The organism is Kitasatospora sp. CM 4170 (assembly GCF_032110285.1).
GTDB lineage: Bacteria > Actinomycetota > Actinomycetes > Streptomycetales > Streptomycetaceae > Kitasatospora > Kitasatospora aburaviensis.
On record NZ_CP134877.1, the window covers coordinates 1,157,505 to 1,176,504 of the forward strand.

Sequence of the window (19,000 nt, forward strand, 5' to 3'; positions counted from 1 at the left end):
CCCGTCGCGCATGGGCCCGAGCGGCATCGGCGTGTCGCCCCGCCCCGACCGGCAACGCGGCGCTGGACGCGGCCTCGGCGCACGGGCTGCGACCGCCGGTCGCTCGGAAGCCCGGCCTCGACGCGGCACCGCGGGCCTTCCACGCCTTCGCGGCCGGGGGTCGGCCGGCACGGTGGTGATCCGCACGCCCGGCCGACGGCGGCCCGCTGCTGACGCCGCCGCAGGTCACAGGGCGCTTCGCCGGTTCGCCCGTCCACGTTCTATTGTGGCGGGCGCGGTGGGTGGCGCGGCCGGGAGGCCGGCGCCGCGCCGGTCGGGTGCGGAGCGAAGGGGTGGACGGTGGCGGGGCGGCGGAACGACGGGGTGCTGGCGGTCTGGGCGGAGGCGCAGCGGCAGCAGCAGCGCCGGGAGGAGGCCCGCTGGCGCGCCGAGGCGGCCGAGGAACGGCGCCGCGAGCGGGAGGCCCGCGAGGCCCAGCGGGCGGCGGCCCGGGGCGAGCGCGAGGCGCTGCGGGCGTACCAGCAGGCGCGGGAGGCCGAGGCGGCCCGGCGGACGGCCGAACTGGACGGCCGGGTGGAGGAGTTGCGCGGGCTGCTGGCCGCCGGGCTGGGCCGGCCGGCGTTCAGCCCGCAGGCGCTGCTGGCGCCGCGCACGCTGCCGCCGTTCGAGCCGGGCCGGCTCGGGGAGCCGGTGCCGATGCCGGACCAGGCGCGCTACCAGGTGCCGCCGCCGGACCCGGTGCAGGCGCGCAACCCGGGGGTGTGGCAGCAGTACGAGCAGTACGTGGCGCAGGCCCGGGCCCGGTTCGAGCAGGACTGGTACGCGGCGCAGGCCGCCGAGGCGGACCGGCAGCGCCGGCTGGCCGAGTACCACGGCCAGTACCTGGAGTGGGTGGCCCAGCACCGCCGGCAGGACGAGGAACGGGCCGCCGGCACCCGGGAGTTGCTGCACCGGCTGCGGGCCGGCGAGGCGGAGGCGGTGCAGGAGTACTTCAGCGCCGTGCTGTACGGCTCGGCGGGCTGGCCGGAAGGCTTCCCGCACCGGCTGGTCGCCGCCTGGGAGGCCTCGACCCGCCAGCTGGTGGTCAACTGGGAGCTGCCGGGCGCGGACGTGGTGCCGTCGAGCGCACGGGTGCGGTACGTGAAGGCGGACGACCGGGAGGCCGAGGTGGCCCGCCCGGCCACCGAGCGCAAGGCGCTCTACAAGGAGGTGCTGGCGCAGAGCGCGCTGCGGGTGGTGACCGAGCTGTTCCGGGCGGACGGCGACGGGCTGCTGGCCTCGGTGGTGCTGAACGGCTTCGTCCGCGGGATCGACCCGGCGACCGGCCGGGAGGCGGAGCGGTTCCTGTCCACGGTGACCGTGGACCGGGCCGAGTTCGCCGGGCTGGCGCTGGACCGGGTGGCGGCCGTGGAGTGCTTCCAGGGGCTCGGCGGCAAGCTGTCGGCGCGACCGGAGCGGCTGGACGAGGTGCGGCCGGACCGGCTGCCGGAGACGGTCGGCGGCAGTGTGGCCGGGCAGGGCGGCGAGGAGGAGCCGGACCTCTTCGAGATGGACCCGATCGAGTTCGAGGAGCTGATCGCCGAGCTGTTCCGACTGCGCGGGTTCCGGGTGATGACCACCGCCCGCAGCGGCGACGCCGGGGTGGACGTGGTCGCGGAGGACCTCGATCCGGTGACCGGCGGACGGATCGTCATCCAGGCCAAGCGGTACCGCTCGACGGTCTCCCCCACCGCCGTCCGCGACCTGGACTCGACGGTGCGCCACCACGGCGCCATCAAGGGCATCCTGGTCACCACGGCCGGTTTCGGGCCGGGCTCCTACGAGTACATCCGCAACAAGCCGCTGACGCTGGTCAGCGGACCGGAGCTGGTCGAGCTGCTGGCGGAGCAGGGCCTGCGCGGGCGGCTCGGCGGCGGGGGCTCCGCGGCTCCCCGGCGGGCCCCCGCGGCAGGCGGCGCCGCCGAGGCGGCGGAGCCGGCCACCACCGTGCGGCTGTCCTGGCAGAGCCGGACGGCCGGCGGGGACGCGGTGGAGCTGGACGTCTCCGCCTTCGTCTGCGCGAGCGGGCGGGTGGTCGGCGACGAGCACTTCGTGTTCTTCAACAACCCGCAGGACCCGGACGGCGCCGTGCGCCTCCACCCCACCCGCTCGGTGCCCGGCGAGCCGGTCCGGGCCGCGGAGCTGACGCTGGATCCGGAGCGGCTGCCGGCCGGGGCGGACGAGGTGGTGGTCGCGGTCTCGACCGAGGAGGAGGAGCCGCCCGCCCTGCCGCTCGGCTACGTGCACGGGCTGGCCATGACCGGCTCGTACGGCCCGCACACCGCCGGGCCCGAGCGCTGGGCGGCCGCGACGGGCGGCATGCCGGAGACCGCGATGCTGGTCGGCTCCTTCCAACGGCGGGGCGGCTCCTGGACGTTCACTCCGTCCGGGAAGGCGGTGGCGGGCGGGCTGGCCGGCCTCGCGGTGCGGTGGGGCGTCGCGGTCGAGTAACCGGGAGGCCGGGGCCCGGAGGCCGCACGGCAGGGCCCGGCCGCGGCGCGGGGTCCGGCCGCGGCGCGGGGCCGGTGACCGTCGATGGGCCTCGGAGGCCGACGGACCTCGGGGGTCAACGGGCCTCAGGGCCGACGACCTCGCCGGCCCGGTGGCCTCAGGGCCGGTGTCATACCTGAGGAGGAGAGCGCTCCCCGCCGTCCCGCCGGGACGGCGGGGGGCCTCCGTACCCCTGGGCGACACTTCCGACCTGCGCGGATTGGGAGGATTGAACGGAACCCGATCATCCGAATCCGTCCCCGCAGGAGTTTCCCCGTGACGATGCCCGCAACCGCCGTCCGCACCGGCCGGGCGGCCGCCCGCGCCACCGGCCTGAACAAGGTCTACGGGGAGGGGGAGACCCGCGTCGTCGCCCTCGACAACGTCACCGTGGCCTTCGCCCAGGGCGAGTTCACCGCCATCATGGGCCCCTCCGGCTCCGGCAAGTCCACCCTCATGCACTGCATGGCCGGCCTCGACACCGTCTCCTCCGGCTCCTCCACCATCGGCGACACCGAACTCGTCGGCCTCAAGGACAAGCAGCTCACCCAGCTGCGCCGCGACCACATCGGCTTCATCTTCCAGGCCTTCAACCTCCTCCCCACCCTCACCGCCCTGGAGAACATCACCCTCCCGATGGACATCGCCGGCCGCAAGGCCGACAAGGTTGGCTCGACCGCGTCGTCGACACCGTCGGCCTCTCCGGCCGCCTCAGCCACCGCCCCAGCCAGCTCTCCGGCGGTCAGCAGCAGCGCGTCGCCTGCGCCCGCGCCCTCGCCGGCAAGCCCGACATCGTCTTCGCCGACGAACCCACCGGCAACCTCGACTCCCGCTCCGGCGCCGAGATCCTCTCCTTCCTCCGCAACTCCGTCCGCGAACTCGGCCAGACCGTCGTCATGGTCACCCACGACCCCGTCGCCGCCGCCTACGCCGACCGCGTCGTCTTCCTCGCCGACGGCCGCATCGTCGACGAACTCACCCACCCCACCGCCGACACCGTCCTGGACCGCATGCGCCGCTTCGACGCCAAGGGCCGGACGAGCTGACGCTCCACCAGCAGCAGCCCGCCCCTCCGCAGACCACAGGACACCCCATGTATCGCACCGCACTGCGCAACGTGCTCGCCCACAAGGGCCGACTCCTGATGACGACGCTCGCCGTCCTCCTCGGCACCGCCTTCGTCGCCGGCACCCTCGTCTTCACCGACACGCTCGGCAACGCGCTCCGCTCGCAGAGCGCCAAGAGCTACACCGACATCGCCGTCACCGTCAGCGACCGCAGTGCCGTCAGCAAGGGGTACGACCACGGCGGCACGGCGGACGACGGCCCCGTCCTCACCGACGCGATCCTCAAGTCGATCGCCGCCCTCCCCGGCGCCGCCGACGCCCGCGGCGTGGTCAGCGGCTTCGCCGGCATCGCCGACCGGAAGGGCGCGCTGATCGGCGACGGCTTCTCCACCACCGGTACCAACTACGTGCCCGGCGCCGACGGCACCGACCCGCGCTACCCGCTGGTCGACGGCCGCGGGCCGCGCAACTCCGGCGAGGTCGCGCTCGACGCCAGGACCGCCGAGAAGGGCGGCTACAAGGTCGGCGACACCGTCCGGGTGGCCGTCAACGGCCCGGTCATGGAGCTCAAGCTCACCGGCACCGTGCACACCAACGACCCGCGGGTGGTCTCCGGCGGTTCGCTGGCCGCGTTCGACACCGCCACCGCCCAGCAGCTCTACCTGAGCCCGGGCCGGTACGCCGAGGTCGACGTCAAGGGCAAGCCCGGCGCCGACGACACCGCACTGCTCGCCGCAGTCAAGAAGACCTTCCCGGAGCCCGACGCCTTTGACGCCCAGACCGGCCGCGAACTGGCCGCGGAGCAGGACCGGATGATCCAGGAGGGCACCAAGTGGCTCTCCACCGCCCTGCTGGGCTTCGCCGGCATCGCGCTCTTCGTCGGCATCTTCATCATCGCCAACACCTTCACCATGCTGGTCGCCCAGCGCACCAGGGAGCTGGCCCTGCTGCGCGCCGTCGGCGCCAGCCGCAAGCAGATCACCCGCTCGGTGCTGGTCGAGGCGCTGCTGGTCGGCCTCACCGCCTCCCTCGGCGGTCTGCTCGCCGGCATCGGCATCGCGACCGGCCTGCGCGCCCTGCTCAACGGGCCGCTGGAGGCCAACCTGCCGGACGGCCCGCTGGTGATCGGCCCGTCCACGGTGATCTGGTCGGTCGGCGTCGGCGTCGCGGTCACCGTGCTGGCCGCCTGGCTGCCCGCCCGCCGCGCCTCCCGGATCGCCCCGGTCGCGGCGATGAGCTCGGTGGAGCAGCCCGCCACCCAGAAGTCGCTGCTGATCCGGAACGTCATCGGCCTGCTGTTCTCCGCCGCCGGTGCGGCCGGCCTGCTGGCCGGTGCCGCGGGCAAGGAGGCCAAGCTGGTCGGCCTCGGCGCGGGCACCCTGCTGATCGGCGTCTTCGTGCTCACCCCGCTGCTGTCCCGGCCGCTGATCGCCCTGTTCGCCCCGGTCCTGCGCCGGCTGTTCGGCACGCCCGGCCGGCTCGCCCGCGAGAACGCCGTCCGCAACCCGCGCCGCACCGCCGCCACCGCGTCCGCGCTCACCATCGGCGTCACCCTGATCACCGCGCTCACCGTGGTCGGCGCCTCGGTGAACAAGGCCGTCGACAAGGCCACCGCGAGCGACCGCAAGGCCGACTACACCGTGGCCATGGAGAACTTCTCCATGCTCTCCCCCGAGGTCGGCCCGCAGATCGCCAAGACCCCCGGGGTCACCGCGGCGACCGTGATGCGGACCCTCCCGGTCAAGGCCGTCGCCGACGGCGACACCTCGTGGCTCCGCGCGGTGGACGCCGCCACCTTCGACCAGTTGGTCACCGTGAAGGTCACGGAGGGCGCGGCCGACGCGCTCAAGCAGGGCAAGCTGCTCGCCACCACGGGCTACGCCGAGCGGAACCACCTCAAGGTGGGCTCGACCCTCGACGTCACCTACCCCGACGGCACCCGCGGCACCCTGACCGTCGGCGCCCTGGTCGAGCAGAACACCGAGCTCTCCGGGCTCACGGCCCCGGACTCCGTCGTCGGCCCGCACGCCGCGCCCGGCACCGGCCTGGACAAGGTGCTGGTCAAGGGCGCCCACGGCGAGGACGCCAAGCTCAAGCAGGCGCTGCGCGACGCCACCGGCGGCAACCCGCTGATCGCCGTCAAGGGCGAGAAGGACATCAAGGCGGAGAACCGGCAGATGGTGACCGCCGTGCTGAACATGATGTACGGGCTGCTCGGCATGTCCGTGGTGATCGCCGTCCTCGGCGTGGTCAACACCATGGCGATGTCGGTGTTCGAGCGCCGCCGGGAGATCGGCATGCTCCGGGCGATCGGCCTGGACCGGCGCGGCATCGGCCGGATGGTCCGGCTGGAGTCCCTGCTGATCGCCCTGTTCGGCGGCCTGGTCGGCGTGCTGCTCGGCGTCGTCACCGCCTGGGCCGGCACCCGGACGCTCGCCGACGCGTTCAAGGACATGACGATGGTGGTGCCGCCGGTGCAGATCGCCGGCTTCCTGGTCGCCGCCGCGCTGATCGGCCTGCTGGCCGCCGTCTGGCCGGCCCACCGGGCCGCCCGCACGGACATCCTGGACGCCATCAAGAGCAGCTGACCCCAAGGTCCCGCACGGACGCGGAGGAGCCCCGGCCGGAACGGGTACCGGCCGGGGCTCCGGCTTTGCGGGGTGCCGGGGAGTCGTCGGACTCCGGCACGGGCATTTCCTGCAGGAACGTTTCCTCAGCAGCCGTTGAGGATCGAGCTGAGGGCGCTCTTCTCGGCGCTGTCCACGGAGAGGCCGTAGTAGTACTTCACCTGCACCCAGGCGCGGGCGTAGGTGCACTGGTAGGACGCCTGCGGGAGCCAGGTCGACGGGTCCTGGTCGCCCTTGCTGCGGTTGGAGCTCGCGGACACGGCGATCAGCTGCGGGCGGGTCAGGTCGTTGGCGAACGCCTTGCGCTGGTCGGTGGTCCAGGCCCAGGCGCCGGAGCGCCAGGCCTCGGCCAGCGGCACCAGGTGGTCGATGTCGAAGGACGAGGAGTTGGTGGTGGTGACGTTGTCGTAGACGGACGTCCAGTTGCCGCTGACGGAGGCGCAACCGGAGTCGGTCACCACGCCGCTGCCGTCGCGCTTGAGGACGGTCTCGCGGGTGTTGCACGTGCCGGAGATGGTGATCCAGTGCGGGAACAACGTCCGGTCGTAGGTGCTGTCGTGGGATTCCGCGGCCACCTCGATCGAGGCCAGGTAGGAGCGGGCGGTGGCGGCCGAGACCGGGGTGGGCAGCGCGGCCGCGGCGCTTCCGGCGCCGGCGAGCAGGGCGGTGAGGGCGAGCAGCAGGGCGCCGAAGGCGGCCGCCAGGGCACGGCGGGGCGTGCGTATCGCGGACATGCGGGGACTCCAGGATGGTGTGAGGGCATGCGGAAGCCACCGGGCGGAGCGGCCCGGGCCGCCAACCAGCATGCCCTGGATCGGTTTACGCGGGTAGACCCTGGAGGTGAACACTTGAGTGACCGTCAAGTCGCCCACGAGGGCGGAACGTACGGTTCCACGACGGCGAACGGACGGTTCCGCGGCGCCGAACACCCAGGCCCACGGCGGCCGGACGCGCGGCTCCGCAGGCCGGACACGAAACCGCCCCGCCCGGCGTGGTGCCGACACTGTTGGCGAATCCGCCTCGTCGCTCTACGCGGCGAGGCGGAGCTGCATCAGTGGAGGGTGCCGAGTGGCGGCCAGCGGGTGGTCGATCACCCATGCGCTGAGGCGCGCGAGGTTGATCGCGGCGGCGGCCAGCTGATGCTGCAACCGCGTCTTGGCCAGACCGCGGTATCGCGCCCGACGCAACCCGAAGCTTCGGACAGCTTGGGAGATCGTCCCTTCGACGCCCTGCCTGGCTGCGTAGCGTTGCCGCCACTCGGCGGTCCGCTGGTCGGCCCTCGCCTTCTGCAGGGTGCGGTGCTCCAGCTCGGGCCTCAGCGTCAGGCGCCGGCCTACGGCTGAGGTCGTGCACTGGTCCCGGACCGGGCACGGCTTGCAGTCGCTCGACCGGAACGTGACCCGGACGACGGGCACACCGGCCTGTGAACGGTCCGGGCGCCAGGAAGTGGCGATACGGTCTTGCGGGCAGGTCGCCTGGTGCTTCTCCCAGTCGATGGTGAAGTCCTCCAGCGCGAAGCCTCCGGCACCCGCCTGCCAGACGGTGCTGCTCGCCACGGGCCCGAGCAGCTCGACTCCGTGGTCACGCTCGGAAGTCGTGATCAAGTGGACGTCCACGTAGCCGGCGTCCACGATGTGGGTGTCGGGTAGTAACCGGCGTTCGTCCAGCCGGGCATGGATGACCGCTGTCGTGTCGATGTCGCTCACCGAGCCCACGGTCGTCAGGACCTGGGTGATCAGGTGAGGGGCGTCCGGCTCGCAGGTCTCCGTCAGATGGGCCTTGTACCCGTGCCAGACGGTCTCCCGCTTCACGCCGCAGCGCGCCTCGGTGTCGTGCGGGGTCGTCAGCCTGGTCTTGCCGGGCGGCAGGTCGTGCGAACGCCGCCACCGGACGGCACCGTCGACGACCTGGTACTGCTGGATCCACAGCTGGCGCATAGTCTCGACCGCCGGAAGCCTGCGCAGCCAGTCGTGTTCAGGGGTGGCGAAGACCGCCTGGAGAAGGGCGACGCCGTCCTCGCCGATGGATGCGGCGAGGTCGATCCTGGCCTGCTTCCCCTTCGGGTGTCGGTAGTCCTCGACCCGGGGCCCGTACCGGTCGATCCAGTCCTGGTCGATGTGAGCGGAGAGCCAGTCGGGGGCCGCGATCGCCAGTGCGTTGAGTGTGCACCGCATCGCCTCGGCGGCGAGTTCCAGCCGGTTCAGCTCCCTTGCCGCTGAACGCACATGGGTCGAGTCAGTTCGTTGCCGGCCGCCGCTCTTCAGCAGGCCGACCAGGTGGCAGCGCTCCAGCAGGGCCTCCATGATCAGCTCTTCCGCCTGCCCGGCGACCAGGCGGTCGCGGAACTCGCTCAGCACGGAGTAGTCGAAGCCCGGGTCTGTCAGCTCCAGGTTGAGGGCGTACTTCCAGTCGATGCGTCCCCGCACCGCGTCGGCGGCCTGCCGGTCCGACAGCCCCTCGGCGAACTGCAGCACGGACACCAGAGCCAGTGCCGCGGGCGAGAGCGCCGGGCGTCCACATGTCGGGTAGAGGTCTCCGAAATGCGCGTCCGCCACGAAGCCACCGAGCTCGTCGCGCATCCGCATCGCCAGGCTCCCCTTCGGGAACGCAGCCCTGGCCACCCGCTCGGTCTCCTTGGGTACCTCGCCAACACCTGCAGCGTGAACCAGCACCGAACCCTCCCCAACGACACGAAACCCCCGGTCCGACCACCTAACGAGGTGGCCGAACCGGGGGTTATTCGTCTTACCCGACGACTTCGCCAACAGTGTCGGCGTGGTGCCGGGCGGGGCGGTGGGAGAGCGGGGGAGAGGCCTCCGGGGGCCTCAGGCGGCCGACTTGGCGGAGCCAGCCTTCGGCGCGACCGGCTTGGCCGGCTTGCCGCCGAACAGGCCCAGGAAGATCGCCAGGGTCGGCACCAGGTAGGCCCCCCAGACCGCCAGCTGGAGCACGGTCGGGTCCGGCTGGAAGTTGAAGACGCCCTTCAGCAGGGTGCCGTACCAACTGTCCTTCGGGATGGTGCTGCTGATGTCGAAGGCCCCGTCGTGCAGGCCGCCGAGCCAGCCGGCCTCCTGCAGGTCGTGCACGCCGTAGGCCAGCACGCCGGCCGCGACGACGACCAGCATGGCGCCGGTCCAGGTGAAGAACTTGGCCAGGTTGATCTTCAGCGCGCCGCGGTAGAACAGCCAGCCGAGCACCACCGAGGTGAGCAGGCCGAGCACCGCGCCGATGATCGGGTTGTAGCCGTCGTTGGTGGCCTGGACGGCCGACCAGATGAACAGCGCCGTCTCCAGGCCCTCGCGGCCCACCGCCAGGAAGGACGTGACCACCAGCGCCGTCGTGCCCATGGCCAGGGCCGCGTCCAGCTTGCCGTGCAGCTCGGCCTTCAGGTGCCGGGCGGTGCGGCGCATCCAGAAGACCATCCAGGTGACCAGGCCCACGGCGATGATCGACAGCGAGCCGCCGAGCGCCTCCTGCGCCTCGAAGGTCAGCTGCGAGGAGCCGAACTGCAGCACGGCGCCGAAGGCCATGCTGAGCCCGACCGCCGAGCCGATGCCGGCCCAGACCGGCGCCAGCTTGTCCCGCCGGCCGGTCTTGACCAGGTAGGCGATCAGGATGCAGACGACGAGGCTGGCTTCGAGGCCCTCGCGCAGGCCGATCAGGTAGTTGCCGAACACGGCACTCTCCTCGGGGTTGTGCGGACGGGATCAGCCGAAGAGGGCCTGGCCCCACCACTCACCGGGCTTGCGGACACCGGGCGGGCAGGCGAAGTGGGCGGAGCCGACGTGCTGGATGTACTCGTTGAGCGCGTCGCTGGCGGCGAGGCGCTGCTGCAGCGGGACGAACGCCTTGCGGCTGTCGCGCTGGTAGGCGAGGAAGAACAGGCCGGCGTCCAGGCGGCCGAGGCCGTCCGTGCCGTCGGTGAAGGAGAAGCCGCGGCGCAGGATCATCAGGCCGTTGTTGCTGTCCGGGTGGGCCAGCCGCACGTGCGAGTCCTCGGGCATCGCCTTGAGGTCCGGGGTGTCGTGCTCCTTGGCCTTGCCGTACGGCGCGCCCTCGCCCTTGGTGCGGCCGAAGATGTCCTCCTGCTCCTTGAGCGGAGTGCGGTCCCAGGTCTCGATGTGCATCCGGATCCGGCGGGCGACCAGGTACGAGCCGCCGGTCATCCAGTCCGGGCCCTCGCCCGGGGCGACCCAGACGTGCTCGCCGAGCTTCTCGGTGTCGGTGCCCGCGATGTTGTGGGTGCCGTCCTTGAAGCCCATCATGTTGCGCGGCGTCTGGGCGTCCGGGGTGGTGGAGGAGGTCTTGCCGAAGCCCAGCTGCGACCAGCGGATGTTCACCGTGCCCATGCCGATGCGGGCCAGGTTGCGGATCGCGTGCACGGCGACCTGCGGGTCGTCGGCGCAGGCCTGGACGCAGAGGTCGCCGCCGGTGCGCTGCGGGTCGAGGTTGTCGCCCTTGAACTTCGGCAGGTCGATCAGGGCCTCGGGGCGGCGGGCCTTGAGGCCGAAGCGGTCGACGCCGTCCTTCTCGAACAGGGTCGGGCCGAAGCCGATCGTGAGGGTGAGCCGGGAGGCGGGCAGGCCGAGGGCCTCGCCGGTGTCGTCCGGCGGCGCCTCGGGCAGGCCGCTGGCGGCGCCGCTGCCGACCTCGCGGCCGCCGGTCATCGCGGCGGCCGCCTTCGTCCACTCCTTGAGCATCTTCACCAGCGACTCGCGGGTCGCGGTGGCGGAGACGTCGAAGGAGGCGAAGTGCAGCCGGTCCTGGACCGGGGTGGAGATGCCGGACTGGTGGTCCCCGTAGAAGGGGACGTCCCCGCCGACGGCGGCGGCCGGCGCGGGGGCCGGGTCGTCCTGCCGGGTGGCGGCGGCGACCGAGCCGACGCCGGCGGCACCGAGGGCGACCCCGGCACCGGCCCAGCCGATCACGGCGCGGCGGCTGACCGCGCTGCGGCCGGAGCCGTCCTGCTCGGCGGCGACGGCCGCGGTGGCGGTGGCGTCGGTACCGGCCGGCGTCCCGTTCTGCTGCTCGTTCTCGGCGTCCATCGGCGGGCGGGCCCTTCTCTGTGCTGTCTCACGGGTGCCGTGGCGGCCACTGGGGGCCGCCACGGCGGTGTGGGTGGGGTGGTACTCGGTGCCGGGGTGTCGCGGTCGGTGCTACTTGACGACGACGGCGGCGGCCAGCTTCGACAGCGGCTCGCCCAGCGCGTTCACCGCGTCGGAGAAGGTCTTGCGCTCGGCGTCGGCGACCTTGTCGTAGGAGGTGTAGGTACCGTCGGCCTGCTTGTACTTGGCGAGCAGCGCCTCGGTGGCGGCGAACTCCGAGTCCAGCGTCTTGGCCAGCTCGGCGTCCTTCTCGGAGGCGACCGGCTTCAGCAGCTCGTACGCCTTCCTCGCACCCTCGACGTTGGCGGCGAAGTCGGCGAGGTCGGTGTGGCTGTAGCGGTCCTCCTCACCGGTGATCTTGCCGGTGGCGACCTCGTCCAGCAGCTCCTTGGCGCCGTTGGCCATGCTGGTCGCGGTGATCTCGGCCTCGGGGATCTTCTTCTGCCAGTCCTTGAGGTCGGTGACCAGCTGGTCGGCCAGCTTCTTCTCGTCGTCACCGATCTTGGCGTCGGCGAAGAGCGACTTCTCCAGCTTGTGCCAGCCGGTCCACTCCTGGCCGGCCTCCAGGCCGTCCTCGCGGGTGTCGGTCTTGGGGTCGATGTCGCCGAAGCTCTCGGCGACCGGCTCGGTGCGCTCCCAGCCGGTGCGCGACGGGGCGTAGAGCGACTTGGCCTTCTCGACGTCGCCGGCCTTGATCGCGGCGGCGAACGCCTCGACGGCCGGGATGGTCAGGTCGGCCTGCTCCTGCGCGTACTTGCGGTAGGCGTCGACGGCGGCGGTCAGACGCGGGTCGGCCGGGGCGGCCGCGGCCGAGGCGTCGCCGGTCACGGTGATCTTCTGGCGGATGCCGTCGCCGACCATGCCCGGCTTGCAGGCGATCTCGTAGGAGCCGGCCTTGATCTCGGCGTTGATGGTCGCCTTGGTGCCGGGGCCGATGTTCTCGCGCTCGGTGACGATCTTGTCGCCGGCGGCGTAGACGTAGACCTCGGTGGTCTTCGAGCCCTTGTTGGTGATGTCGAGGACGACGTGGCCGGCCGGGAAGCTGGTCTTCGAGACCTCGCAGGCGGTGTCGGTGGCGTTCACCTTCACGGCGTCGGAGGAGGCCTTGTCGTCCTTCTTCTGCGAGCAGCCGGCCAGCGCGGCGGTCGCCACAGCGAGGGTGAGCAGCGTGGCTGCGGTGGAACGACGGGCGGACATGCGGGCTCCAACGGAAGGGCAGGGTGTACCAGGGCAGGGCTGAGGGTGGCTGCGGGAACCGAAGCCGTTCCGGCGCCCCCACCCACTTAGCTAAGGCATACCTTAGGGACATCCGATTTCGCCGTCTACACCGGGGTCCGACTTCGATCGATGCTGGTGGAGGCCGCCTTGGCAGCGGGGAGTCGTCAGCCCACCGACGATTTTCGGCCAACCACCCCCGCCGAACGGCGGGGGCGCCTCACCTGCCCCTCCGGCCACCCCTCCACCCCGCCCCTCGGCTCGGCTCGACTCGGCTGCGAAGGCGTCCCGCGCGACCGCCCGCCCGCTCCCCTAAGCGCGCCCCTGCACGCGCCCCCGTGCGACCCGCCGCGCGACACCCGCGCGCGAGCCCGTCCACGAGCCCCTGCGTACGACCGCCGCGCCGGGCGCGTGGGCGCTCCGAGGCGCCCGCGGCCGTCCGCTCACGCCCCCGGCACGCGCCGGGCGGCCGTACGCGCGGTCCAGCGCCCCTCGTGCCGGCTGATCCGGATCGGGTGATCGAAGCAGGCGCTGATCAGCTCGGTGGTCATCACCTCGTCCACCGGCCCGGCGGCCACGCACTCCCCCTCGCGCAGCAACAGCGCGTGGGTGGTGCTCTCCGGCAGCTCCTCCAGGTGGTGCGTCACCAGCACGCTGGCCAGCTCCGGGTGCTGGTGGCGCAGCAGGTCCAGGCTGTCCAGCAGCAGCTCGCGGGCGGTCAGGTCGAGCCCGGTGGCCGGCTCGTCCATCAGCAGCAGGCGCGGGCTGGGCATCAGGGCGCGGGCGATCAGCGCGCGGCCGCGCTCGCCCTGGGAGAGCGTGGGCCACAGCGATTCGGCGACCGCCGTCATGCCGAGGGTCTCGATCAGGCGCTCGGCCCGCTCGACGGCCTCCGGGCCGGGCTTGCGGTACAGATCGGGCTCGATGGTGTTGGCGAGGCCGGTCAGCACCACCTCGCGCACGGTCAGCGGCGAGCGCAGCGGATGGCGCGGGTTGACGTGGCCGAGGTGGGCGCGCAGCTCGCGGATGTCGACCCGGCCCAGCCGGCGGCCGAGCACGTCCACCTCGCCGCGGGTCGGGTGGGAGACCGCGCCGAGCAGGCCGAGCAGGGTCGACTTGCCGGCCCCGTTGGGGCCCAGCAGCGCCCAGTGCTCGCCGGGCTCGATCGCCAGCGTGATCCCGCGCAGCAGGTGGCGCCCGTTCCGGACCACCTCGACGTCACGGGTGCGCAGCAGCGGGCCCGTGGGCAGCGGGTCGGTCGGCAGCGGGTCGGACGTACTCATGGCGGGTGGTCCTCCGGGGGCTTGGCGCCGGGCAGGGGGTCAGGGCCTGGGGCGACGCCGCACCGGACGGGCCGGCGCCGGTCCTCCGCGTGCAGAGTACAACCGTCGACGGGGCGGCGGCCGGTGCGGTCCGAGGCGTGGACGCCGGCCGGTGGGGCCCCGTGCGGTGGCGGCCGATCGGCAGCGGCCCGATCGGCGGCCGCGCGGACCGGTGGGGGCGCGAACGGCCGGGTACGCCGTACGCCCCTGTCGCCGGAGGGCAGTTGGCGGCAGGATCGGAGGGAAGCACGGTACGAAGGGGGATGGACGGATGGGGTGGGACGCGGAACCGGCGGGGCGGGGCGGAACACTGCACGGGCGGTTCGAGGAACAGGCCCGGCAGTCACCGGGGGCGGTCGCCGTCCGGTGCGGCACCCGGGAGCTGACGTACGGTGAACTGGACGAGCGGGCGGACCGGCTGGCCCGCCACCTGGTCGCGCAGGGCCTTGAGCCGGGCGGCCGGGCGGCCGTGGCGCTCGGCCGGGGCACCGAGGTGTTCGTCGCCCTGCTCGCCGTGCTGAAGGCGGGCGGCGCGTACGTCCCGCTGGAGCCGGGCGCACCCGACGCGCTGCTGCGCCACGTGCTGGCGGACGCCGACCCGGTGCTGGTGGTGACCGAGGAGGCGCACCGGGTGCGGCTGACGGACACCGGCGGGCGCGCGGTGGTCTGCCCGGACTCGGCGGCGGAGCAGATCGCGGCAATGCCTGCCGGTCCGCCGCCGGTCGCCACCGGGCCGGACGACCTCGCCTGCCTCTTCTTCACCTCCGGCTCGACCGGCCTGCCCCGGGGCGCGCTGATCGAGCACCGCAACCTGCTGGCCGCCCACCGGGGCTGGCGCGAGGTGTACGGGCTGCGCACCGCCGACCGGATCCTCCAGACGGCGAGCCTGGAGTTCGACGTCTTCACCGCCGACTGGATACGCGCACTCTGCACCGGCGCCACCCTGGTGGTCACGCCGCGCAACCTCACCCTCGACCGCACCGCCGACATCGCCGACCTGCCCGCCCTGGTGGCCGCCGAGCGGATCACCGTCCTGGAGCTCAACGTCCGTACGGCGCGCCGCCTGTACGACCACCTGGCGGCCGCCGGAGGGTCCCTGCCGGGCGTGCGGCTGGTCACGGTCGGCGCGGAGAAGTGGTACCTGGACGAGCAACTGGGCCTGCAGCGGCTGCTCGGCGCGGGCACCCGGGTGCTCAACGTCTACGGGCTGGCCGAGGCGTCCGTCGACAGCACCTACTTCGACGCGGCCGGCGCGACGGGCGGCGAGGGCAGCGAGCGGGTCTCGCTGGTCGGCCGGCCCTTCCCCGGTGCGCGGGTGTACGTCCTCGGCCCGGAGGGTTCCCCGGCGGCGCCCGGGGAGGTCGGCGAGATCGCCGTCGCCGGCCCGGGCCTGGGCCGGGGCTACGTCAACCGGCCGGAGGAGACGGAGCGGCGTTTCGTACCCGCGGCGTTCGACCCGGACATGCGGGTCCTGCTGACCGGGGACCTCGGGCGGATCCGCGAGGACGGCGTGCTGGAGTTCACCGCGCGCGCCGAAGGCGTGGTCGGCCCGACCGAGCGCGTCCGGGCCGCGGGCGTGCTCCGGCGGGTCACGGAGGCCGCGCGCGCCGAGGGGCTGCTGCGCTCCCACCCGGCGGTGCGGGAGGCCGCCGTCGCCGAGGTCGAACCGGACCCGGGGCGGCGCGCCCTGGTGGGCTACGCGGTGACGGCACCCGGCGCCGGGGAGCCGGACGCCTGGTCGCTCTCCGCCCTGCTGGCCGAGGAGCTGCCGGCCGGGGAGGCGCCCGCCGCCGTCGTGGCCCTGCCCGCGCTCCCCCGCACCCGGGCCGGGAAGCTGGACCGCACCGCCCTGCCGCTGCCGGCCCCGCGCGACTACTTCTCCTTCGCGGCGTCGATGGGCGGTTCCGCGCCGACGGGCGGCAAGGCCGGTCGGCTCGGCGGCAAGGCCGGCCGGGGCGGTGGCAAGGCCGGCACCGGGAGGTCGGACGAGGACGTCCCGATCTCCGGCTGCGGATGGCTCGTGGTGGCCCTGCCGGTCGCCCTGCTCGCCTGGCTGCTCACCCACGGCCTCTGGCCGGGCTCCACGGACGTCTCGGCGGTGCCCGGCCCCTACGCCGGCTGGTTCCGCGTCCTGTATCTCTTCGAGTGGGTCTCGTTCGGCCTGGGGGTGGCCTGGCTCCTGGCGGGTGCCCGGGCCATCGCCCGGCTCGGCCGGCCGCTCGGGCTCTCCGTCGCCGCGCACGTCTCGGTGTTCTGGCTGCTGGCCTCCTGGTGGCCGCAGGACAACCTGTACCGGACCAGCTCGCCGACGGACTGGCAGCGGCAGGCACTCCTGGTCTCGGTGTTCAACATCGCGCTGATGGTCGCGGCCGCGATCGTGGTCCGCTTCCTGGTCTGGCGCCCGCCCACCGGGCGGAAGTGACGGTCGGCAGGACGGGACGGGCCGGGCGGACGCGACGACCGGACAGAAGGCGACGGCTGGCCGGACGTGACGGCCGGCTGGCCCGTTCCGGTGGCCCGCCCGCGGATCAGCGCAGCGCCGCGAACATCCGGCCCAGCGCCTGGTTCGCCGCGGCGACCAGCGCCTCGGCGGCGTCCAGCGCCTCCAGCGCCTCCGGCGACCCGCCGGCCCCGGCGCAGCGGGCGGCGAGCGCCAGACCGACGACCGGCTCCGGCTCGTAACCGGCCGTCACCACCAGCGGCAGCAGCGTGACGCCGAGGCGGGCGCAGCGCGGCCGGAGCCGGTCCAGGTGGTCGTACAGCGCCTCCTGGGAGAGCCGGGCGCCGAGCCGCAGGCCGTCCAGCGTGCGGACCAGGTGGCCGGGGCCGCGCACCCGGTCCAGCCGGGCGCGCAGGTTGAAGGCGACCGCCGGGCCGGTGAGCCGCAGGTTGGCCTCGGTGGGCGCGAGCCGGCGCTCCCGGTCGGTGACGAAGTCGACGTCGAACCAGCCCCGGTGGCCCTCGGCGGCGAGGCGCTCGCCGACCGCGAGCCCGAACCGCTCGGCGGTGGCCGCCACGCCCGGAGGTACCACGCCCGGACCGACCGTCACCCCCTGGTAGCAGGTGCCGTCGACGGCCATCTCGCCGACCCCGACGGGGTGGACGCGCCCGTCCGCGCCGATCACGGCGTCGAAGGTGAGGTCGCGCAGGCGGTCGGCCCGGCCGCCGTCGACGTACTCCTCCAGCAGCAGTCCGCCGTCCGCGGCGAGCACCTCGGCGCGGGCCAGCCGGCGCAGCAGCGCACGGCCGCCGCCGGCCGCGAACAGCTCCTGCGGCGTCACCACGGCGGTCCCGTAGCCGCCGACGCCGTGCGGGCTCTTCACCACCGTGGTCAGGCCCCGGACCGCCCGGGCGGTCAGCCGACGGGCGGCACGGCGCGGCGTGGCGGGCTGTTCCTGGTGGGGCACCGCGATTCCCGGGTGGGCGGGGGCCAGTTCGGCGAAGAGCGCGTGCGTGGCCGCCTTGGACTCGTAGCGCCGCACCGCCGCCAGTGCGGCCCCCTCCCCCTGGGCGGCGGTGCGGCCCCAGGGCAGGACCGGGCGGCCGCCCGCCGCGATCCGTTCCGCCAGCGCCGGTCGGGCGGCGAGTGCCTGCGCCAGGGTCCCGTCCGGCGCGACCCCGCCGTACAGCTCGACGGGCTCCCACTCCAACTCCCGTGCCAGCCAGTCCACCCAGGCCGGTTCGACCTCGGCCGGCAGCACGACCAGGGCGGGCTCGGGGCTGTAGCAGGTCGCCATGCAGGCGTAGTGGTGCGCCTGGCGCAGCCGCCGCGCGCGCTGGGCGTCGTCCATGGCGGCGCCGAAGAACTGCTCGTTGAAGTCGGCCACGTTCCCCAGGTGCACGGCCCGCCGCCCGCCCGTCCAGGCCCCCACCCATCCGTCCATCCCGCGAGCCTACGGCTCCACGGGACGTCCGCGGGGCCGGAGCCGGAGGATCACCGCACCGGATCCGACTCCGGCCACGCGCGCCCCCGGGCAGCCCGGACAGCAGGCCTCAGGCCTTCGGCTCCGGCTTCCAGTCCCGGGCCAGGAGCCCGAGCAGCACCTCGTCCAGGAACTCGCCCATCACCCAGGCCGAGGAGCGCAGCAGGCCCTCGCGGACGAAGCCGTTGCGCTCGGCGGAGCGCAGCATCCCGACGTTGTCCGCCAGCGTCTCGATCTGCAGCCGCTGCAGGCCGCGCACGACGAAGCCGTAGTGGCACAGCACCGCGACCACGTCGGTGCCGTAGCCCTTGCCGCGGCAGGACGGCAGCAGCCCCAGCCCGATGTGCGCGGACCGGTGGTGGTTGTCGATGCCCCACAGGGTCGCGGTGCCGACCAGCGTCCCGCCGTCCAACTCGACCACGGAGAAGGGGACGTGGCCCTGTGCGGTGTCGTCCACCACGAGCCGCGGGTCCTTCGAGCCGGGCGCGATCGGCCGCCACGGGGCGCTCTCGGCCCGCGAGGAGTTGACCACGTCGTCGTAGAGCTCGGCCCGCAGGATCGGGACGTCCTCCTCGTGCCGGGCCCGCAGCCCGATCTTCTCGCCTCGTAGCATGCGAGCTTCCTATCCGACCCGACCGGTCGGCGGCAACCCGATTCGGACGGACCGGGTCTCCCGCCCGGTCAGAGCCGGAAGAGGCCGGCGTCGGTGCTGCGGAAACCGCAGGCGTCGAGGTAGTAGGCCCGGAGGTCGGGTTCGAAGTCGACGTGCAGCCATTCGCAGCCGGCGGCGCGGGCGCCGTCGACGGCGGCGGCGACCAGGCGGCTGCCGACGCCCGTGCGGCGGGCCGTGGTGGCGACCACGGTGTCGAGGAGGAAGGCGTGGCCGCCGCCGTCCCAGGCGACATTGACGAAGCCGGTCAGCGCGCCGCCGTCGGCGGGGCGGGCGCAGACCCAGCCGAGGCTGTGCCGCTCCAGTCGGGCGCGCCAGGCGACGGCCTGGGCGGCGTGGCCGAATCCCTCCGCGTGCAGGGCGTCGAGCTCGTCGTCGGTGAAGGGACCGCGCCAGGTGTACCGGGTCGTCATGGCGTGATCCTAGGACGGTCGGCCGCAACAGCATTCACACCGTCGTTCACACCGGCTTTCACTGCTTCAACAGCCGCTTTCACAGTCAGCATTCACAACCGATCAGACCTGATCAGTACAGGACACGAA

General features: G+C 73.7%; 12 protein-coding genes and 1 pseudogene. 4 read left to right on the forward strand and 9 right to left on the reverse strand.

Going from position 1 to position 19,000, the window contains the following annotated elements:
• Positions 1 to 339 precede the first annotated feature (339 nt).
• From RMN57_RS04955 to RMN57_RS04965, 3 genes and pseudogenes are all read left to right on the forward strand, one after another.
• Positions 340 to 2,490, forward strand: a complete 2,151-nt coding sequence (locus RMN57_RS04955; protein ID WP_313762137.1) for a restriction endonuclease — start codon at positions 340 to 342, stop codon at positions 2,488 to 2,490.
• 315 nt (positions 2,491 to 2,805) lie between these two features.
• A pseudogene (locus RMN57_RS04960) lies at positions 2,806 to 3,575 on the forward strand (ABC transporter ATP-binding protein).
• 47 nt (positions 3,576 to 3,622) lie between these two features.
• Positions 3,623 to 6,184 (forward strand): ABC transporter permease, encoded by a 2,562-nt coding sequence (locus tag RMN57_RS04965; protein WP_313762138.1) that lies wholly within the window; start codon positions 3,623 to 3,625, stop codon positions 6,182 to 6,184.
• A 125-nt stretch (positions 6,185 to 6,309) separates the two neighbouring features.
• On the opposite strand, the gene RMN57_RS04970 is transcribed toward RMN57_RS04965, so the two are convergent.
• The 6 genes from RMN57_RS04970 to RMN57_RS04995 form a co-directional block, all read right to left on the reverse strand.
• The gene (locus tag RMN57_RS04970) at positions 6,310 to 6,957 is read right to left on the reverse strand and encodes an HNH endonuclease family protein (RefSeq protein ID WP_313762139.1); all 648 of its coding nucleotides are present in this window, start codon (positions 6,955 to 6,957) and stop codon (positions 6,310 to 6,312) included.
• A gap of 294 nt (positions 6,958 to 7,251) precedes the next feature.
• Positions 7,252 to 8,844, reverse strand: coding sequence for an IS1182 family transposase (locus tag RMN57_RS04975; RefSeq protein WP_313762140.1), 1,593 nt, complete (start codon positions 8,842 to 8,844; stop codon positions 7,252 to 7,254).
• 204 nt (positions 8,845 to 9,048) lie between these two features.
• A complete protein-coding gene (gene efeU / locus RMN57_RS04980; protein ID WP_313762141.1) occupies positions 9,049 to 9,900 on the reverse strand; it encodes an iron uptake transporter permease EfeU in 852 nt (283 codons plus the stop codon).
• A gap of 30 nt (positions 9,901 to 9,930) precedes the next feature.
• The gene (gene efeB / locus RMN57_RS04985) at positions 9,931 to 11,268 is read right to left on the reverse strand and encodes an iron uptake transporter deferrochelatase/peroxidase subunit (protein ID WP_313762142.1); all 1,338 of its coding nucleotides are present in this window, start codon (positions 11,266 to 11,268) and stop codon (positions 9,931 to 9,933) included.
• A gap of 111 nt (positions 11,269 to 11,379) precedes the next feature.
• The gene (gene efeO, locus RMN57_RS04990; protein ID WP_313762143.1) at positions 11,380 to 12,525 is read right to left on the reverse strand and encodes an iron uptake system protein EfeO; all 1,146 of its coding nucleotides are present in this window, start codon (positions 12,523 to 12,525) and stop codon (positions 11,380 to 11,382) included.
• A gap of 461 nt (positions 12,526 to 12,986) precedes the next feature.
• A complete protein-coding gene (locus tag RMN57_RS04995; protein ID WP_313762144.1) occupies positions 12,987 to 13,826 on the reverse strand; it encodes an ATP-binding cassette domain-containing protein in 840 nt (279 codons plus the stop codon).
• A 310-nt stretch (positions 13,827 to 14,136) separates the two neighbouring features.
• On the opposite strand from RMN57_RS04995, the gene RMN57_RS05000 reads away from it, so the two are divergent.
• Positions 14,137 to 16,287, forward strand: coding sequence for an amino acid adenylation domain-containing protein (locus RMN57_RS05000; protein WP_313762145.1), 2,151 nt, complete (start codon positions 14,137 to 14,139; stop codon positions 16,285 to 16,287).
• Positions 16,288 to 16,393: 106 nt separating this feature from the next.
• Here the strand turns inward: RMN57_RS05000 and RMN57_RS05005 are convergent, their stop codons facing one another.
• From RMN57_RS05005 to RMN57_RS05015, 3 genes are all read right to left on the reverse strand, one after another.
• Positions 16,394 to 17,749 (reverse strand): hypothetical protein, encoded by a 1,356-nt coding sequence (locus tag RMN57_RS05005; protein WP_313762146.1) that lies wholly within the window; start codon positions 17,747 to 17,749, stop codon positions 16,394 to 16,396.
• Between the two features lie 109 nt (positions 17,750 to 17,858).
• On the reverse strand, positions 17,859 to 18,401 hold the full coding sequence (locus RMN57_RS05010; protein ID WP_313762147.1) for a GNAT family protein: 543 nt from the start codon (positions 18,399 to 18,401) through the stop codon (positions 17,859 to 17,861).
• 68 nt (positions 18,402 to 18,469) lie between these two features.
• On the reverse strand, positions 18,470 to 18,871 hold the full coding sequence (locus RMN57_RS05015) for a GNAT family N-acetyltransferase (protein WP_313762148.1): 402 nt from the start codon (positions 18,869 to 18,871) through the stop codon (positions 18,470 to 18,472).
• Positions 18,872 to 19,000: the final 129 nt, after the last annotated feature.

Coding starts and splice junctions, on each gene's coding strand:
- RMN57_RS04970 (WP_313762139.1), bottom strand. CDS start 6,957: ATGTCCGCGATACGCACGCCCCGCCGTGCCCTGGCGGCCGCCTTCGGC.
- RMN57_RS05010 (WP_313762147.1), bottom strand. CDS start 18,401: ATGCTACGAGGCGAGAAGATCGGGCTGCGGGCCCGGCACGAGGAGGAC.
- efeO (WP_313762143.1), bottom strand. CDS start 12,525: ATGTCCGCCCGTCGTTCCACCGCAGCCACGCTGCTCACCCTCGCTGTG.
- RMN57_RS04995 (WP_313762144.1), bottom strand. CDS start 13,826: ATGAGTACGTCCGACCCGCTGCCGACCGACCCGCTGCCCACGGGCCCG.
- RMN57_RS05000 (WP_313762145.1), top strand. CDS start 14,137: ATGGGGTGGGACGCGGAACCGGCGGGGCGGGGCGGAACACTGCACGGG.
- RMN57_RS04965 (WP_313762138.1), top strand. CDS start 3,623: ATGTATCGCACCGCACTGCGCAACGTGCTCGCCCACAAGGGCCGACTC.
- RMN57_RS05005 (WP_313762146.1), bottom strand. CDS start 17,749: ATGGACGGATGGGTGGGGGCCTGGACGGGCGGGCGGCGGGCCGTGCAC.
- RMN57_RS05015 (WP_313762148.1), bottom strand. CDS start 18,871: ATGACGACCCGGTACACCTGGCGCGGTCCCTTCACCGACGACGAGCTC.
- efeB (WP_313762142.1), bottom strand. CDS start 11,268: ATGGACGCCGAGAACGAGCAGCAGAACGGGACGCCGGCCGGTACCGAC.